The 14,944-nt window shown below is 39.6% G+C and carries 18 protein-coding genes; 3 read left to right on the top strand and 15 right to left on the bottom strand.

Translation table 11 applies throughout. The annotated features are described in order from the left end of the window. Positions 1 to 6 precede the first annotated feature (6 nt). The 3 genes from Q0191_RS07610 to miaA are packed head-to-tail and all read right to left on the bottom strand — an operon-like array spanning position 7 to position 2,777. Positions 7 to 630 (bottom strand): cystathionine beta-lyase, encoded by a 624-nt coding sequence (locus tag Q0191_RS07610; protein ID WP_297665283.1) that lies wholly within the window; start codon positions 628 to 630, stop codon positions 7 to 9. Then, positions 623 to 1,861, bottom strand: coding sequence for a GTPase HflX (gene hflX / locus Q0191_RS07615; protein ID WP_148888508.1), 1,239 nt, complete (start codon positions 1,859 to 1,861; stop codon positions 623 to 625). Before hflX ends, Q0191_RS07610 begins: the two co-directional genes overlap by 8 nt. 31 nt (positions 1,862 to 1,892) lie before the next feature. Continuing rightward, the gene (gene miaA / locus Q0191_RS07620) at positions 1,893 to 2,777 is read right to left on the bottom strand and encodes a tRNA (adenosine(37)-N6)-dimethylallyltransferase MiaA (protein ID WP_148888507.1); all 885 of its coding nucleotides are present in this window, start codon (positions 2,775 to 2,777) and stop codon (positions 1,893 to 1,895) included. 82 nt (positions 2,778 to 2,859) lie between these two features. On the opposite strand from miaA, the gene Q0191_RS07625 reads away from it, so the two are divergent. Continuing rightward, a complete protein-coding gene (locus Q0191_RS07625; RefSeq protein WP_005590510.1) occupies positions 2,860 to 3,030 on the top strand; it encodes a DUF3042 family protein in 171 nt (56 codons plus the stop codon). A gap of 244 nt (positions 3,031 to 3,274) precedes the next feature. Here Q0191_RS07625 and Q0191_RS07630 read toward each other — a convergent pair whose 3' ends face one another. The 7 genes from Q0191_RS07630 to Q0191_RS07660 all read right to left on the bottom strand — a co-directional run bounded on the left by Q0191_RS07630 (position 3,275) and on the right by Q0191_RS07660 (position 10,339). Further along, on the bottom strand, positions 3,275 to 3,673 hold the full coding sequence (locus tag Q0191_RS07630; protein ID WP_297665289.1) for a hypothetical protein: 399 nt from the start codon (positions 3,671 to 3,673) through the stop codon (positions 3,275 to 3,277). Between the two features lie 357 nt (positions 3,674 to 4,030). Beyond that, positions 4,031 to 5,191, bottom strand: coding sequence for an ABC transporter permease subunit (locus Q0191_RS07635; protein ID WP_297665291.1), 1,161 nt, complete (start codon positions 5,189 to 5,191; stop codon positions 4,031 to 4,033). Next, positions 5,188 to 6,051, bottom strand: coding sequence for an ABC transporter ATP-binding protein (locus Q0191_RS07640; protein ID WP_297665293.1), 864 nt, complete (start codon positions 6,049 to 6,051; stop codon positions 5,188 to 5,190). The genes Q0191_RS07635 and Q0191_RS07640 overlap by 4 nt, the downstream gene beginning before the upstream one ends. 1,090 nt (positions 6,052 to 7,141) lie before the next feature. Beyond that, positions 7,142 to 8,476 (bottom strand): sensor histidine kinase, encoded by a 1,335-nt coding sequence (locus tag Q0191_RS07645; RefSeq protein ID WP_148888503.1) that lies wholly within the window; start codon positions 8,474 to 8,476, stop codon positions 7,142 to 7,144. Between the two features lie 32 nt (positions 8,477 to 8,508). Continuing rightward, on the bottom strand, positions 8,509 to 9,240 hold the full coding sequence (locus tag Q0191_RS07650; RefSeq protein ID WP_297665296.1) for a response regulator transcription factor: 732 nt from the start codon (positions 9,238 to 9,240) through the stop codon (positions 8,509 to 8,511). Between the two features lies 1 nt (position 9,241). Beyond that, positions 9,242 to 9,583 (bottom strand): LytTR family DNA-binding domain-containing protein, encoded by a 342-nt coding sequence (locus tag Q0191_RS07655; RefSeq protein ID WP_297665298.1) that lies wholly within the window; start codon positions 9,581 to 9,583, stop codon positions 9,242 to 9,244. A gap of 183 nt (positions 9,584 to 9,766) precedes the next feature. Beyond that, on the bottom strand, positions 9,767 to 10,339 hold the full coding sequence (locus tag Q0191_RS07660) for a TetR/AcrR family transcriptional regulator (protein ID WP_125379251.1): 573 nt from the start codon (positions 10,337 to 10,339) through the stop codon (positions 9,767 to 9,769). 126 nt (positions 10,340 to 10,465) lie between these two features. On the opposite strand from Q0191_RS07660, the gene Q0191_RS07665 reads away from it, so the two are divergent. Then, positions 10,466 to 11,308 carry a DegV family protein gene (locus Q0191_RS07665; RefSeq protein WP_297665303.1) on the top strand — a complete coding sequence of 281 codons (843 nt, stop codon included), beginning with the start codon at positions 10,466 to 10,468 and terminating at the stop codon, positions 11,306 to 11,308. Between the two features lie 90 nt (positions 11,309 to 11,398). Beyond that, positions 11,399 to 12,175: an XRE family transcriptional regulator gene (locus Q0191_RS07670; protein ID WP_297665305.1), complete on the top strand. Its 777-nt coding sequence runs from the start codon at positions 11,399 to 11,401 to the stop codon at positions 12,173 to 12,175. A 17-nt stretch (positions 12,176 to 12,192) separates the two neighbouring features. Here the strand turns inward: Q0191_RS07670 and Q0191_RS07675 are convergent, their stop codons facing one another. From Q0191_RS07675 to Q0191_RS07695, 5 genes are all read right to left on the bottom strand, one after another. Continuing rightward, a complete protein-coding gene (locus tag Q0191_RS07675; protein ID WP_297665307.1) occupies positions 12,193 to 12,570 on the bottom strand; it encodes a hypothetical protein in 378 nt (125 codons plus the stop codon). A 169-nt stretch (positions 12,571 to 12,739) separates the two neighbouring features. Next, positions 12,740 to 13,222, bottom strand: coding sequence for a hypothetical protein (locus tag Q0191_RS07680; protein WP_297665309.1), 483 nt, complete (start codon positions 13,220 to 13,222; stop codon positions 12,740 to 12,742). Then, on the bottom strand, positions 13,215 to 13,760 hold the full coding sequence (locus Q0191_RS07685; RefSeq protein WP_297665311.1) for a DUF1697 domain-containing protein: 546 nt from the start codon (positions 13,758 to 13,760) through the stop codon (positions 13,215 to 13,217). Before Q0191_RS07685 ends, Q0191_RS07680 begins: the two co-directional genes overlap by 8 nt. 35 nt (positions 13,761 to 13,795) lie before the next feature. Beyond that, a complete protein-coding gene (locus Q0191_RS07690) occupies positions 13,796 to 14,293 on the bottom strand; it encodes a GNAT family N-acetyltransferase (RefSeq protein WP_297665313.1) in 498 nt (165 codons plus the stop codon). Between the two features lie 31 nt (positions 14,294 to 14,324). Continuing rightward, the coding region (locus Q0191_RS07695) for a hypothetical protein (protein WP_297665315.1) at positions 14,325 to 14,944 on the bottom strand (620 nt) is incomplete at its 5' end.

The raw sequence follows: 14,944 nt of genomic DNA on the forward strand, positions 1-14,944 counted from the left end.
TTCTTTCTAAATGATATAAATCATGGCAGAGCGATTCTGCGAGTGATAGTATTTTCTGCCAGCATAGGACTGAGCCAGCTGACTGACTTCATCTTGATTGTAGCCCAGAACTCTCTGGCTACCATCCGCCAGCTGCTGCCAGTCGGTCAAGGCAGTCAGCGCCTGACTGTCCACGACTTGAGACTCAGGTCTGAGAGGCATCAATTTTATCTGACTTTCTTCTTCAAAAACCAAGTACTGTGGGAAGACTTGGGCGATTTCAAAGAGCAAGTCAGCTGATACCGGCTCTGGATTTTCAGGGAAGACCAAGCCGACTTCCTCACTCTCATAGCAAAATCCATAGGCCTTGCCAGAAAGATTGAGCCGGACAAAAGGCTTGCTTTCTACAAAGCTAGGCTCCGCATTCCACAAGTCCAGCGCCTGACTGATCTCTAGAAAATAGGCTGTTGCGGCTTCCGGACTTTTCTTTTGATAAAGCTCAGCGAAGTAAGCATTGATAACGCTGGGCGGCGGTGTGATAAAGCTCAGCTTCTGCTCCTCTGTCAGGCCAGCCAATACTTGCTCTAAGTAGACCCTGTCTAGGCTAGTAAAACCGCCGTATTTGAGGGCTAAGTCAATATAATCAATCATAAAATTCTTCCAGTTTCCATTTATTTTTTTCGGCAATCCAGCCTGAAATAGCTTCGACGTCGTCTATGTATTCTCGATTTCCGATAATTGCGACTTTCTCTAAATCATGAATCTTGTAGGCCTTAGCCGGCGCTACTTTGATGGTAAAAGGCAGGAAAATCTCTTTCATCCGCTCCAGCAGGACTTGCTGCAAAAGAGCTCTGCTATTATCAGCCTTAGCCGAAATCAAAGAATAAGGAGTCAGGGTCGGGGTGAAATTCTCCGCCTTATCCGCTTTGTTATAGAGAGTCAGACGGGGAATATCCAGCATGTCCAGCTCTTTCATGATGTCGAGGACAGTCTTTTCGTGCTCCTCATGATGAGGGTCGCTGGCGTCAATGACATGAACCAGCAAATCGACATTTTTGCTCTCTTCCAGCGTGGATTTAAAGCTGGATACCAGCTCCGTCGGTAAATCCTGAATGAAGCCAACTGTGTCTGTCAGGGTGACATTGAGCTGACCACTGAGATTGATGTTCTTGGTCGTGGCGTCTAGCGTCGCAAAGAGTTCGTCAGCCTCGTACTGGCTCTTACTGGTCAAGCAGTTCATGATTGTAGATTTTCCAGCATTGGTATAGCCGATGAGGCCGATTTTGAAAATGCTGGACTCTAGCCGCTTTTCACGAACGGTTGCCCGATTTTTCTCCACTGCTTTGAGCTGACGCTCAATATCATGAATCTGATTGCGGACACTACGTCGATTGAGCTCCAACTGGCTTTCACCAGGACCACGTGAGCCAATTCCACCTGCCTGACGGCTGAGTATAATGCCCTGGCCAACCAAGCGAGGCAGCAGGTACTTGAGCTGGGCCAGATGCACCTGCAGCTTGCCCTCATGACTCCTAGCCCTCATGGCAAAAATATCCAAAATCAGCTGCATACGGTCAATGACCTTGACTCCCAAACTTTCCTCTAAATTGACATTCTGGCGAGGTGTCAGACGGTTATTGACAATAACGGTCGAAATCTCTTCGGCATCAACCATCTGTCGGATTTCTTCTAACTTGCCGGATCCGACAAAGGTCTTGCTATCGTACTTTTCCCGCTTCTGGCTGTAGGACCCGACTACCTCAGCTCCTGCCGTCTTGGCTAGGCTTTGCAATTCCTCCATGGATAGGTCAAAATTTTCCGTGTCCGCCAGCTCCACACCGACCAAAAAGACACGCTCTATTTTTTTCTCTGTTTCTATCATCTCATATCCTTACTAAGACTTGGGCAGCCAGCTATTTGTCCAAAAACTTCCTGATGTCTTCCATAACCTGCTCTTTGTAGTCTGGATTTCCCACCTGATAAAAGGTCACAGACATCCGATTGCGAAACCAAGTCAGCTGGCGCTTGGCGAAACGGCGGGTATTCTGCTTGAGCTTGTCCACCGCCTCTTCAAGACTTATCTGACCTTCAAAGTAGGGGAAAAGTTCCTTGTAGCCGATACCCTTGCTGGCTTGACTGGTCGGAGCTTGCTCATACAGCCAGCGGGCTTCTTCTAAAAGTCCGGCTTCCACCATCATATCCACTCGTAGATTGATTCGCTCATAAAGTTTTTCTCGTTCATCATCTAGGCAAATCAGCAGGGCATCATAGTCTGGCTGGCTGTTTTCTAGCGAACCGCCCAGATGGGCAATCTCCAGCGCCCTCATAGCTCTGCGTCGATTTATCTGTGGAATCTCGATACCCAGCTCTGCTATTTTCCCAAACAAAGCCTCATCCGACCAACTGTCCAGCTGCGCCCGATAGGCCAGAATCTCCTCATGAGAGGCGGATCCGCCCAGATGGTAGCCCTCGAGCAAGCTCTGGATGTAGAGCCCCGTACCGCCGCATATGATGGGAAGCTGACCTTGAGCCGCAATCTGACGAATAGCCTGAGCCGCCTCAGTCACAAAATCATAGGCCGAATAACTCTCGCCGACCTCCCGCACATCCAGCAGATGATGGGGAATGCCCTCCTGCTCCTCCGGACGAATCTTAGCCGTTCCAATATCCAAGCCACGATAAACCTGCTGGCTATCACCGCTGATAATTTGGCCATTGAAGCGCTTGGCTACCTCGATACTCAGAGCCGTTTTTCCGACCGCCGTCGGCCCCACTATCACAATTATTTTGGTTTTCATCTTTTTTCCTTGAAAAAATTTTGATTTTTCGTTACTATTAATTATAACATAAATAATAAAAGTTCAGAAAAGGAGAAATCACATGGCTAAAGGATTTGGAAAAGGCGTTCTTACAGGTGTAGCAGGTACTGTCGCTGCTCTTGCTGGTGCAGTCTATGCCTTTAAGAAAAAAGTTATCGAACCTGAGGAACAAAAAGCAGCTTTCATCGAAGAAAACCGTAAGAAAGCCGCTCGCAAACGTGTGGCACACTAAGCCTGCACATTTTACAAAAGAGAGTGGGACAGAAATCGTTAATTCGTTAGAATTCGATTTCGTCGTCCCACCTCCGCACAGTTGAGTAGGGCTGTAAAAGCTGATGAAATCAGCGTAGTAGAGCCCACTCAACCACTGCGTCTTGCTCAACATTCCAAAGACAATTGAGAGGCTAGGACTTTTGTCCCAGCCTCTTTTCTTTTGTAGAAAACAGCAATCAGGATAACTGCTACAGCTAAAACAATTAATCTTTTACATTTCTCTCTTTCTTAGATGGCTGAATGCCATGAGAGCTAAAGATATAATTGCTTAAGAGCGAAAATACTAACAAGCCAAGCACAAAAAACAAATCATAAGTGGGGTCAGAAGACAGGGAAACGAAAGGAATAGAAAGACACAAAATTGTGACATAAAAGATTTTCAACTGCTTGATATAAAGCCAGAAGAGTTCAATACTCCGACTGCCACTGATCTGCGACTTAGACTTACTTTTCGCGTACCAGATGATAAATGCTTCCGCATAACAGAATAGACTTAGCAAAAAGACCATGCTCCCAAAGCGAATCTGCAGTAGAATGCCCACTGCTAACAATAAGATGAAACCTAAGCTCATAGCAACTACTGCTCGCCTAGTATTAGTCATAAAATCAACTCCCTTAAAAGATAATTGCAAAGAATGCCTTTAGCAGTTTTTCTTTTTATTCTCAAGTAATCAAAAAATCAATCCCTATTTCTATGATGAGAACTAAAAAATATAAGCAAAACCATTAAAAACGAGACAATTAGGCCTACCGTAGTTTGGTTTAAAAACGGATAATTAAAAAATAAATAATTACAGAGTGTTAATAATAGACCTCCTGCCGTTAGCACAAAAGATATAAGCAGAGCAATTTTAAAAAACAATTTCTTTTCCATATTAGTGACCTCTTTTTTACTTGTATATTCCATCAGAAAAGCGAAACTACTTTTCTAAAATAAACTAAAATAGACAACAGCTAGTTTAAAGTCCTCTTTTTCGGATGATCCGATAAGTCATCAGACAGCAGAGGAGCATGAGAGAGAGCCGGATCATGATTACGCTGACACCATTTGCAGTAAAATCATTGAAGAAAAAGCCTTTGCTATTGGAAAGTTTCAATAAGATTCCTTCCGTTCCATCGGTTGAAATTGAAAAAATAGTTAGTATCTTATTCATCAGACCATCTCTGAAAATATTCATCAAAAAGTCTGGAGCCAAGAACATCCCTACAGAACTTGCAAATGTTGCTAGCGGTGACTTTGTCAAACTAGATATGAGAACCATCACCCCAAGAATAAAGAGTAAACCAACAAACTGGAATAGAATAAGGCGAATCAACAATTCTAAGAGATTCATATGGACAGGAAATTGCAAAATATTATAAATAGTCGAAATCCACTCCAAGTTCATCTGGACGCTGGTATCCCAACCACTCCAACCGAAGTAGGTCCCAAACACCAGCAAAACAAGGCTATTAACAAGGACAAATGTTAAAGTAGCAATTCCAAAAACAGATACGATTTTTGCAATCGTTAACTGATTGCGACCATATTTAGTTGTCAAAAGTAATGAATCCATCTTTCTTGCTCGATCACCTGAGAAAACAGAGCAGCAAATATAGATCACAAATACCACCATTAAGCTAAAAGCTGCATTTAAGGTACCAAACAACTTATGCCAAGGTGCAAAATTTCCCAGCTTTAACTTTTTTAAAGGAAAATGAGACTGCAGTTCTTCTTGCGACTTGAGACTAATCTGGTCATAATGTAAGACATCATCAGATTTATAGGTATCTGTTAAAATTTCTTGAGAATTGGGGACGAGGCGATCAATAGCATACCAGGAAAACATATCATACAAATCATTCTGTTTGAAATAGGGCATATTGGCTGCATAGTCATTAACGATTTTGTCCATTAAATCATCAGATAAATAACCTGTGTGCTCTTCAGCAATCTTTTGTTTGATCACAACTGCTTGTTTCCCATGTATTCGATCAGCTGAAGATCCACTAATCTGTCCATCATTAAAGAAATTTGCATAAAACAATCCAGCTAAAACCAGTATAATAGCCAGGACTGCACCTAAAACTGACTTCTTTTTTAGTAATTTTTTCAATTCAAAAGGAACTAATGCTATCATCCATTTGCCTCCTCTCTAAAGTAATAGATATACAAATCTTCCAGACTCGGAATCACCCCTTGCGCCCCTTTGACAGGACTCTCATCGCTAATAACCCGCAAGACGATATCATCTGGTTCTATTCGCTCATTCACAATTACATAATCCTTTGCAAAACGCTGCCACTCACGTTCGGAAACACGAAATTCCCAAACTTGCCCCTCGATAAGTGAAAGAAGTTCCTTAGCACTACCTCTTTCCACAAAATTTCCATCTTTTAGGATTAGGATTTCCTTGGCTATCGCTTCTACGTCCGATACGATATGGGTAGATAAGAGGATGATTTTATTAGCCGATAGCTCACTGATAATATTTCTGAATTTCACCCTTTCCTTGGGATCCAATCCCACGGTTGGCTCATCTAAAATAAATATTTTAGGATTATTGAGAAGTGCCTGCGCAATACCGAGTCTTTGCTTCATACCACCCGAATAGGAAGCAATCTTCTTTTTCCGAACATCGTATAAACCAGTAAGTTTCAAAAACTTATCGCTCTCTACTCTGGCTTGTTTCTTCGTCATTCCCTTAAGAGCGGCCATATATAAAAGGAAATCGAGCCCCGTAAAGTTATGATAATAAGAAAAATCTTGTGGCAAGAATCCAAGATACTGGATATACTCTTCTGTATGTGATGCCCCATCAAACTTTATCCTTCCTTGGCTCGGCTTTATGAGATCACAAATGATATTCATCAAGGTCGTCTTACCTGTACCATTTGCCCCAAGCAAACCATAAACTCCCTCAGTAAATTCACAGGAAATATCTTTGAGCACAGACTTAGAGCCATAGCTCTTGCTGATGCCTATCATTTCTAACTTCATAGATGCCCTCCATTCCAAAAAGTGCCATTAGAAATAGCAAATCACCTTTTTCCAAAAATTATAAACGATTATTATACTGTTATTATAACATAAATTTTTGATTAAAAGTTTTTTTAATAGACTTCAACCATTTGTAAAGTCAATCTTAATCTGCTTAGATTATAGCGCACTTTCTTCAAATAACAAGCCGAAAATCATAAACAGTCTGTATTTCATCCTAAATGGTCATTTGAAGAAAAAAACACAGCACTTGCTAGAAGCAAATGCTGTTTTTACTAAAATAATAAAATTTAAATTACAAAGAGCATAAGAAAGAATTGACCAGCAGGATATTCCGTATCGTCTTCTTGAAAAAATGCTATAAGAAATATTCTTAGAAAACATCACGAAAAAGTAAGACAGAGAGAGTACAGCGACATACTGTTCAATTTTAGCAAATCTAATTTGTTTTATGTTTTCTACTAGCTACCTTGGCATATTTTATTCCCCAAATAAGTAGAATAAGTAAGATAAATAATAAAATAGTGGATATCAGAGCAATTAATTTTTGAAAGTCATCACTAATAGTTATCAGTCTGTAAGAACTAAATATAAACAGAGCCAAAGTCAAAATAGTAAAGAAAATTTGGTTTGATAAGATGTCGGAACTACTTTCTTTTTTTATTTGGTTCATAAAATAAAGATTCAACACAAGATTGCTCACAAGTATCAAATAAAAACAAATCTGGACCAGAAGCGATGCTTTAAAAACCTGGTTACTTAAAATCATAATGAATAAAGCCAGACTAGGAAGCTGGGCAGTTAAAAATCGCATTAGGTATGTATTGCTATATAATTTCTTCATTTCTTGTCACTCCTAACAATTAAATAACAAAAAACCAGACTACAGTTTGAATTAAGTTATATTTGTCTCTAAACAAGGCATTTCTCTTAGTGCCTTCGTATTCTTAAACCCTATATTAATTATAGCACTTTTAAACAGGTGTGGCATTCAAAACCTTAAATTGTCTTTTTTTACTCATAAACAGTTGTTGTTACTTTCATTGAGTTAAATCAAGTGGCAAATCTAATCATTCGCAATCTAATAAATTCATTTTATCTCTAACTCTTGTCTAAAAGAGTGATCATGACTAATGGTACGCAGAGAAACATTGGGATAGTGACTGATAATATTTTGAACATTGGAGAGACCAAGCCCTCTATTTTCTCCTTTAGTGCTAAAGCCCTTTTTAAAAATAGTATCGGAATGGATAGAAAACTCTTTTATTGTATTCTCAACAATAAAAATCTGTCTATTTTCCTGCTCCAAAAAGGCAAAAGAAACTACTGGATGACTAGTCTCCACTGCTGCTTCTATAGCATTATCAGCCAGTATGGAAACAATCGTGATAAAATCAAGCAACTCCATTCCTTGAGGTTTGATTTCTTGAGGAACTTCCAAGCCAATTTCTATTCCCTTGCTCTGAGCTTCTAGAAATTTTGCTGACAAGACGCTCTTGAGGGCATCATTGTGGATATTGGACAGGCGACCTAAATCATACTTAGATTGGTTGAGTGCTTGACCTGAGTCTTTTATAACTTGGTTATAAATCTGCTCAATGGCTGGTAAATCATGCGTATCAATTCCTAACTTCAGACTCCTTAAAATATTGATGTAATCATGCCGGAAACTTCGCAACTCATTATAAAGCTCTTCAATATGCTGACTGTAATCGGACATATTTCTCAACTGCAACTCTCTTTGTTCACTTAACTGCTGTTGAATTCGCTCTCGCAAATTACGGTCTAGGATATTTATCGAACTGAGAAAGAGAATAATATAAATTATCACAATTAATTTTCTATATGACAAATTAACCACATTATGAGTTATTTCTAAATAAGAGAAAAATTGTACAAATACAATATAAAAAATCATAGATATATTAAGGAAAATGACTAGGTGTTTATCAGCCTCATTTAATCTAAATTTTCTTAACCGCTTAAATTTATAATGTAGTAAACTTGGGATCCATAACGATAGTAAACTAGCTACAAAAGCCGTAATATTTAAAATAAGCTGTTCTTCATTTATTAGTTGGTTATATTCCAAACCGAAAATAGGAATAACAAAAAAAGTTAATATACGATATAGAAGATTCCAAAGAACAACTGGGAAAAGACCATAAAAGATAGATAACATTATAGGAATAGAACTCTGTCTAGTTAATAATAAAGAAAAAGTTAAAAAATAAACTGGAAGATCTAAGTAAGTTAAAAAAGTTTCACTAAATAAGACAAAAAGTAGAAGATTAAAAAATATATAAATAAAAGGTATTAAGACGTACTTAATCCACGTCAACTTAATTCCACTGATACGTGAAAATAAGAAAGACAGAGCTATCATTTCGAAAACAAGTAAAACAACTTGTATTATTCTTGGCATAATTCCTCTCCCACTTCTATCATATTACTTCTCTACTGCCTTAAAGCTGTCCGTAATCCTTTCATCTTGAGGCGTGATACATAGCAACTAGCGCCATTAGGAAAATAGGCTATGTTTTCTATCTTATCCAGCTGAGAGATGTTCGCTGGATTGACCACATAAGAGCGATGGCACCGATAGAGACGCTTGTCCTGCTTTGTAATCTCAGAAAGCTGTCCGTAAAATTCGATCCGCTCTTTCTTAGTATAGAGAACTAGTCTATGAGGCACTTCTGATGTCTCAAAATAATAGATTTCATTAAAAGGCACCTGAAAATCTGATTTGGAATTTTCAAAGAGAAAAGTTTCCTCAGCTTGAAAACTGTCCTTTCTCTCGTAAAGATAGGCCAGGTCCTGCTCAATCTGCTTGATAAAATCCTCCTCAGGCAAACCTTTGTCAATAAAGTCAAAAGCTGATACCTGATAACGAAAAGTCAAGGGCATAAATTCTGAGTGAGTCGTCACAAATACAATCAGAGCATAGGGATCCAACTTGCGAATCTTTCCTGCCACCTCTAGCCCCTTCTGCGTCTCTTGCTTAATCTCAATATCCAAAAAGAAAATCTGATGGCTCCCCCGTTCCCTTACTGCATCAATCAGCATGTCTGGCTTGCCATAGATTTCTAAAAACTGGCATTTCCAGCCGTTCTTTTCCAGAATCCCCTGAATGGTTGACTCCATATAGGCTTGTTGCTTAAGATTATCTTCTAATACAAAAATTTTCATCTTATTTTCTTCCTTCCTGAGACCAGCGCTTGATGAGACTGGATAAATGGCGCCTTGAGCAGACAATATCTCCTAAGTCAGACTGCTCAAAGAACAAGCTTTTACGCTCCCTGTCAAATCCTTGAACCTTGGCTAAATTGACCAGTGTTTGACGATTACAGTGAACCAGCGCATCAGGATAGAGCTTAGCCAGCGCAGTCAGAGAAGCCCTAAGGCTGTAGTTGCCTTGTCCAGTGACGATAAGGACGATGTGCGGCTTTTGAGGATGGGACTGGATATAGTAAATTGTCGAAAATTCCAGCTTTCGAAGAGTACTGTCGTCTTTAATTATGATAGAAGCCATTTGTCTACCTCCTTTGCTCTAGCATAGCACAGGTCGCATCGCAAATGACTCCCAAATCCTAAATGGTAGCTGAGAAGTCTTAAATGGTCTCAGAAGCGCTAAGTAAAAACTTACTTGTTAGGTAAGCTTTTACGATCTATTATTTCAGTCCAATATATTGGTGGCAAACAGTTGTACGAACTATTATTTTTTCTTTTTCTGTGGGAAAAGGGGCATGCCCAAAGCAGCAATCTTTTCAGCTGGAACCTTCATGCCTTCTTTGATCCATTTAGAAAGCACCGAAACAACCGCAGAACTCCAGAATGAATTCATATAGGAATTGGTTGTCTTCTTCCCACCTTTGCTACGCTTTTCAAGGAAATCAAAAACCGCCTGCGTCAGCAACTTTTCAAAATTATAATCAATAGCCAAACTAATGACACGCGCTTCCTTCTTGGCTTCCTTAAAAAGAAAAAGCCAAATCTGGTACATTTCTGTCTTGAAATTAAACTGCTCCAGCTTGTCGACAATTCCCTGAACCGTATTTTTGAAAATTCCCTCTAGAATTTCTTCTTTGGAGCTATAATTACGATAAAAGGCTGCGCGCGAAACCCCAGCACGCTCGACTAATTCAGAGATGGTAATCTTTTTCAAATCTTTCTTCTCTAACAGTTGCATTAGAGAAATTTCCAAGGATTCCTTTGTAATTCGATTAGATTCTTGATTATAAGTTTTTAAATTTGCAAGGGATTTTTCTGATATTTTCTTTTCCGCCATAACAATTTCTTTCTTCCTGTATCAGCTGAGAATTAAGGCTTTATATCAAAGCATCTTCATGTTATAATTGTAAGAAAAGACATGTTTTTTGTCAATGTAGAGAACTGATAGAGCAGGAGAAACTAAATGACTTGGAAAATTGTTGCCGATTCCGGCTGTGACTACCGTGAGATTACAGATCTGGCCAACCAGACAAAGTTTGAGAGTGTGCCGCTGACCATTCAGATTGATCATGAAATTTTTCTGGATAACGCTCATCTTGATATTGATGGCATGATGGAAAAAATGTATGCTACTTCAAGTGCTTCAAAATCGGCCTGCCCAAGCCCTGATGACTACCTCAGAAGCTTTGAAGGAGCTGAAAATATTTTTGTCGTGACGATTACAGGCTCTCTTTCTGGTAGCCACAATAGCGCCCAGCTAGCTAAAAAACTTTTCTTAGAAGAAAACCCAACAGCAAATATCCATGTTATTGACAGTCTTTCGGCTGGTGGCGAGGTTGATCTGATTGTCAGAAAATTGAACGACCTCATCAAAGAAGGACTTTCTTTCGAGCAAGTCGTGGAAGCCATTACCCACTACCAAGAAAATACGAAGCTTCTCTTTGTACTGGCTAAGGTAGATAACCTGGTCAAAAATGGTCGGCTCAGCAAGCTAATCGGTGCAGTTGTCGGCCTCCTCAATATTCGCATGGTCGGCGAAGCCAGTGATACTGGTACTCTGGAGCTTCTCCAAAAAGCTAGAGGGGCTAAAAAGGCTCTGACTGCCGCTGTCGATGAAGTTCTGAAAGCTGGATATAAAGGCGGCCGCATTATCATTGCTCATCGCAATAACGAGAAATTTTGCCAGCAATTTTCGGAAGTTATCAAGGAAAAATTCCCAGCTGCCGACATTTCATTCCTGCCAACTTCTGGCCTTTGCAGCTTTTACGCAGAAGAAGGCGGCCTCTTGATGGGCTACGAAATTTAATCCTCTCCTTTTGAGCTGAATATCTGTATTCAGCTCTTTACTTTTTCGATTTAATTCGTTAAAATAGAAGAAAGAAAAGGAGTGAATATCATGGCCAGAGGACGCGGTGTCGCTAGCCCCCAGGATAAGGAGGCAATGCGGCTCATTTCTAAAAAAATCAAAACTTTATTGAAGCAAAAGCAAATCAAACAAATTGAACTTTCCCGAGGAACAGGAATCCCAGCCAGCACTCTTACTGGCTATATCAAAGGAAATTCCCTGCCTGTCCTCGAAAATATGCAAAAAATTGCAGACTTCTTTGATATGGATGTTGAAGAGCTGGATCCTCGCTATTTATCTGTTCATAGCCCTACACCATTTTCGCTAGAGTTCACGGATATTTTCCAATCTCTAGACCAAGGCCGCAAGCAAGCTGTGACAGACTTTGCTAAAAAAGAGCTGGAAAATCAAACGACTGAGGAAAGATTAAAAGATGACTATTTTCCTTACAAGGTCTATGAAAGCTACCAGACTTTCTTGAACAAGCCCGAACAAGCTGACATCGTCTGGTTAGACAAAGAGCTTGACTATGATATTGCCCTCTGGATTCGGACAGATTCGCTGGAACCCAAGTATCCAGAAGGGTCTGTAGCTCTCATCAAGAATACACACTTTGAATTTGCAGGCGCTATCTATGCCATTGATTATGACGGGCAAACCATTTTGAAAAGAGTTTTCAACGATCCAACTGGCATTCGCCTCATCTCTCTCAATAAAAAATACAGCGACAAATTTATCCCGCATCAAGAAGAACCCAAGGTCATCGGCCGTGTCATGGCTGCCTTTATGCCCTTAGATTTATCAGAACAAGCACAAAAGCCACTTTAGTACATAAAGTGGCTTTTCTATTTTTTCTTACTCCCTTTGCTTGCAATCGTGATGACTGCTGCTATCAGAAAGAAAATAATATAAGTGGCAATCGGGAACCAGACATAGCGATGATCCAAAGCAGGCAATGGTAATAAAATAGTTCTATTACGGCGGCTCTTCACTCCAAAGTAATGAAACAAAAGAACTAGAGGATTTATATAAAGGAGAGGATTGACTAAGTCTTTCAAAGAAGTCACCCTCTTTGCACTTTTTTCACGGAGAATAGAACCATAGGCATAGTACAATAAAACAAAAATATTTATAAACAAGGGAAAAACATATTGACTCTTTGAATATGTAGGGAGAAAAGAAATTTGAAAAACTAAGATGCCCGTAATCATTGCAAAAAGCATAAGGACGGAGAAATCCAATAACCAAGCTAGAAAACCATGGCGCTTGAGCCATGTATTCACTTTATCTAGCCGAGTCCACTCATTCCTATTTCTATTCACATTCACACACCTCCCTCTACTAGCTTGTTTGAACGGGCTTTGGAGCTAGAGTCCATTGACAAGACTTGCATCAATCAATATAGCGAACACGATTGACCTTGGTTTTCATGATATAAGGATTGACTAAATCATGGTATTCATCATATTCACCTAATAAATAGCCTTTTCGTAAAACAACTTCTCTCCCCTCTATCCCGTAATCCATATTGATTGGGACAGAATTTTCTGATTTGACTATAGAGAAATGAAAGAAAATTGCAAACCATATAAACAATGCAAGAGGTATACTCAGAATCCCCCAGATGAGATGGAACCAGCGAAACTCTCTCTTTTTTAAAAAGAGAAACCACAAGTGACAAAATACGACCACGGATAGAAGAAAAAGCCAACTGTTCCACAGGAGCGGAGTAAAGGACAAGCCAAAGGGACTCAAGCTAGAATGCAGCAAGACAAAGATAAACAACAAGATATAGAGCACTAGCCAAATAACTTTAGAAAACTTCCAGCACTTCGCTTTTTCTTCCCTTGTATCTTCCACATTTAACTCACTCATTTCCAACCAACTCCACAATCTTCTGGAAAGTCTTACCGTTTCGGATGGTCAGTTGCTTGTAGAAACTAGACTTGAGCAGCTTCTTATGGTAATTGGACTTGAGATAGTCCGCTTGGTCAGCATTGCTATAGAAGAAAGCCGTCTGCCCAAAATGCAGTTGCTCCTTGTCATTTGCCCAACTGCCTGCCAGCTCTTGAACGCTCTCCCTGTCTGTCTCCGGCAGATAAAAGAGAACATCTCGCCGAAAGGCTGTTTCATCCTGCCACCAAGTAGGCAGATTTGCTGTTTCTTTTTCAAGCATGGCAGAGCTGACAAGGACAAAAGGCAGAGGGAAATCGTAAGACTGACTGAAATAAGCCGTCAAAATCTCCCGAATCCTCTCCTCCTGCTCCTCGCTATCAAAGAAAAGATTGCCGCTGTTGATGTAGGAAACTGGATTTTCAAAACCCCACCTAGCCAAATCCTTCTTCAAATCAGCCATAACGACCTTGTTTTTCCCGCCGACATTGATGCCGCGAAGTAAAAGTGCATAACGCATGTGTGCTCCTTACAAATATATCTATTATTTCCAAACTAGCTGTTAGAGTTTTTCGAGTAGATCATCTGTTTTTCTTTGACAGCTTTTCCTAAGTCAATGACCTTTTCCTCACCGTCAAAAACAAAACCCATTTTTCCATAGAAAGCGATGGCACGTTTGTTATCTTCTAAAACCCATAATAAAATCTTTTGATAACTATCCAAGGCAGCAAATGCAGCCTGCATGAGCTGACGTCCTACACCCTTGCCATAATAATCTTTTAAGACATACAAAGCGATAATTTCACCCGCTATCGTAGCTGAATCTCGAAAATCACCGTAGCTAACAAAGCCAACCACTTTAGCATCATCCAAGGCAATCAAGGTATTTTCAGGGTACTTTTGACTATAAAATCGGCACTTATCCAAAGTCATCTGCTCTTGAAATTCCGAAGGCAAAATCTCATCATAAGCTTCACGCCATGTCTGCCAATGAACTCTGGATTTCCCTTCTATCTCCTCAGCTGTTTTCATTGCTTTGATAATGATGACCATTTGTTTTTCTCCTTGAATAAATCTATCTCAATTATTCCGCCTGAAAACCATTGCTATCTAAGTTCCCATTTTCTCCCCAAACCACTACATAAACATTTTTGGGTAAGCTAGTAAAATCAATATAGTCACTTAAACTCGCACCTTCAGGAACATCTCCTTCCAGATATAGATCGAAAAACAACAGAACCTCATAATTTTCCGATAAACGAATGAAATCTTTTCTCAAATTCTTTATTTCTTCTGTCGATGCTTCATACTTCTCTGTCTTAGGATTATACTTTAGTTCCTTTTTAATTTGAACCAAATCACGATAAAACCCTTTTTGGTCGTCAGTTACATCGTAATCTAAATCTGTACTCAGCTTCTTAAATTTCACTGGCTTTAGAACAGACTCTTTATCAAAATATAAGGCATTCAGCATAGGGTGAGAATTTGTATCTAAGACAGAAGAAAATATAAGATCTTTTAGTATCGAAGATGGTTCATCGTCACTATTAGCGTAATAAGAAAAAGTCCCTTCTTCTAACTCATCTGTTAAAATTTTGTCTGCACCTTCTGTCAATTGAACTTTTACATCATATTCATAAGAAACATGGCTAACCCAAGTTGGAATCTCTATTTTCTTAACCTTCAATCCTAAATTATCTTCAA

Source organism: uncultured Streptococcus sp., assembly GCF_938036805.1.
Lineage (GTDB): Bacteria > Bacillota > Bacilli > Lactobacillales > Streptococcaceae > Streptococcus.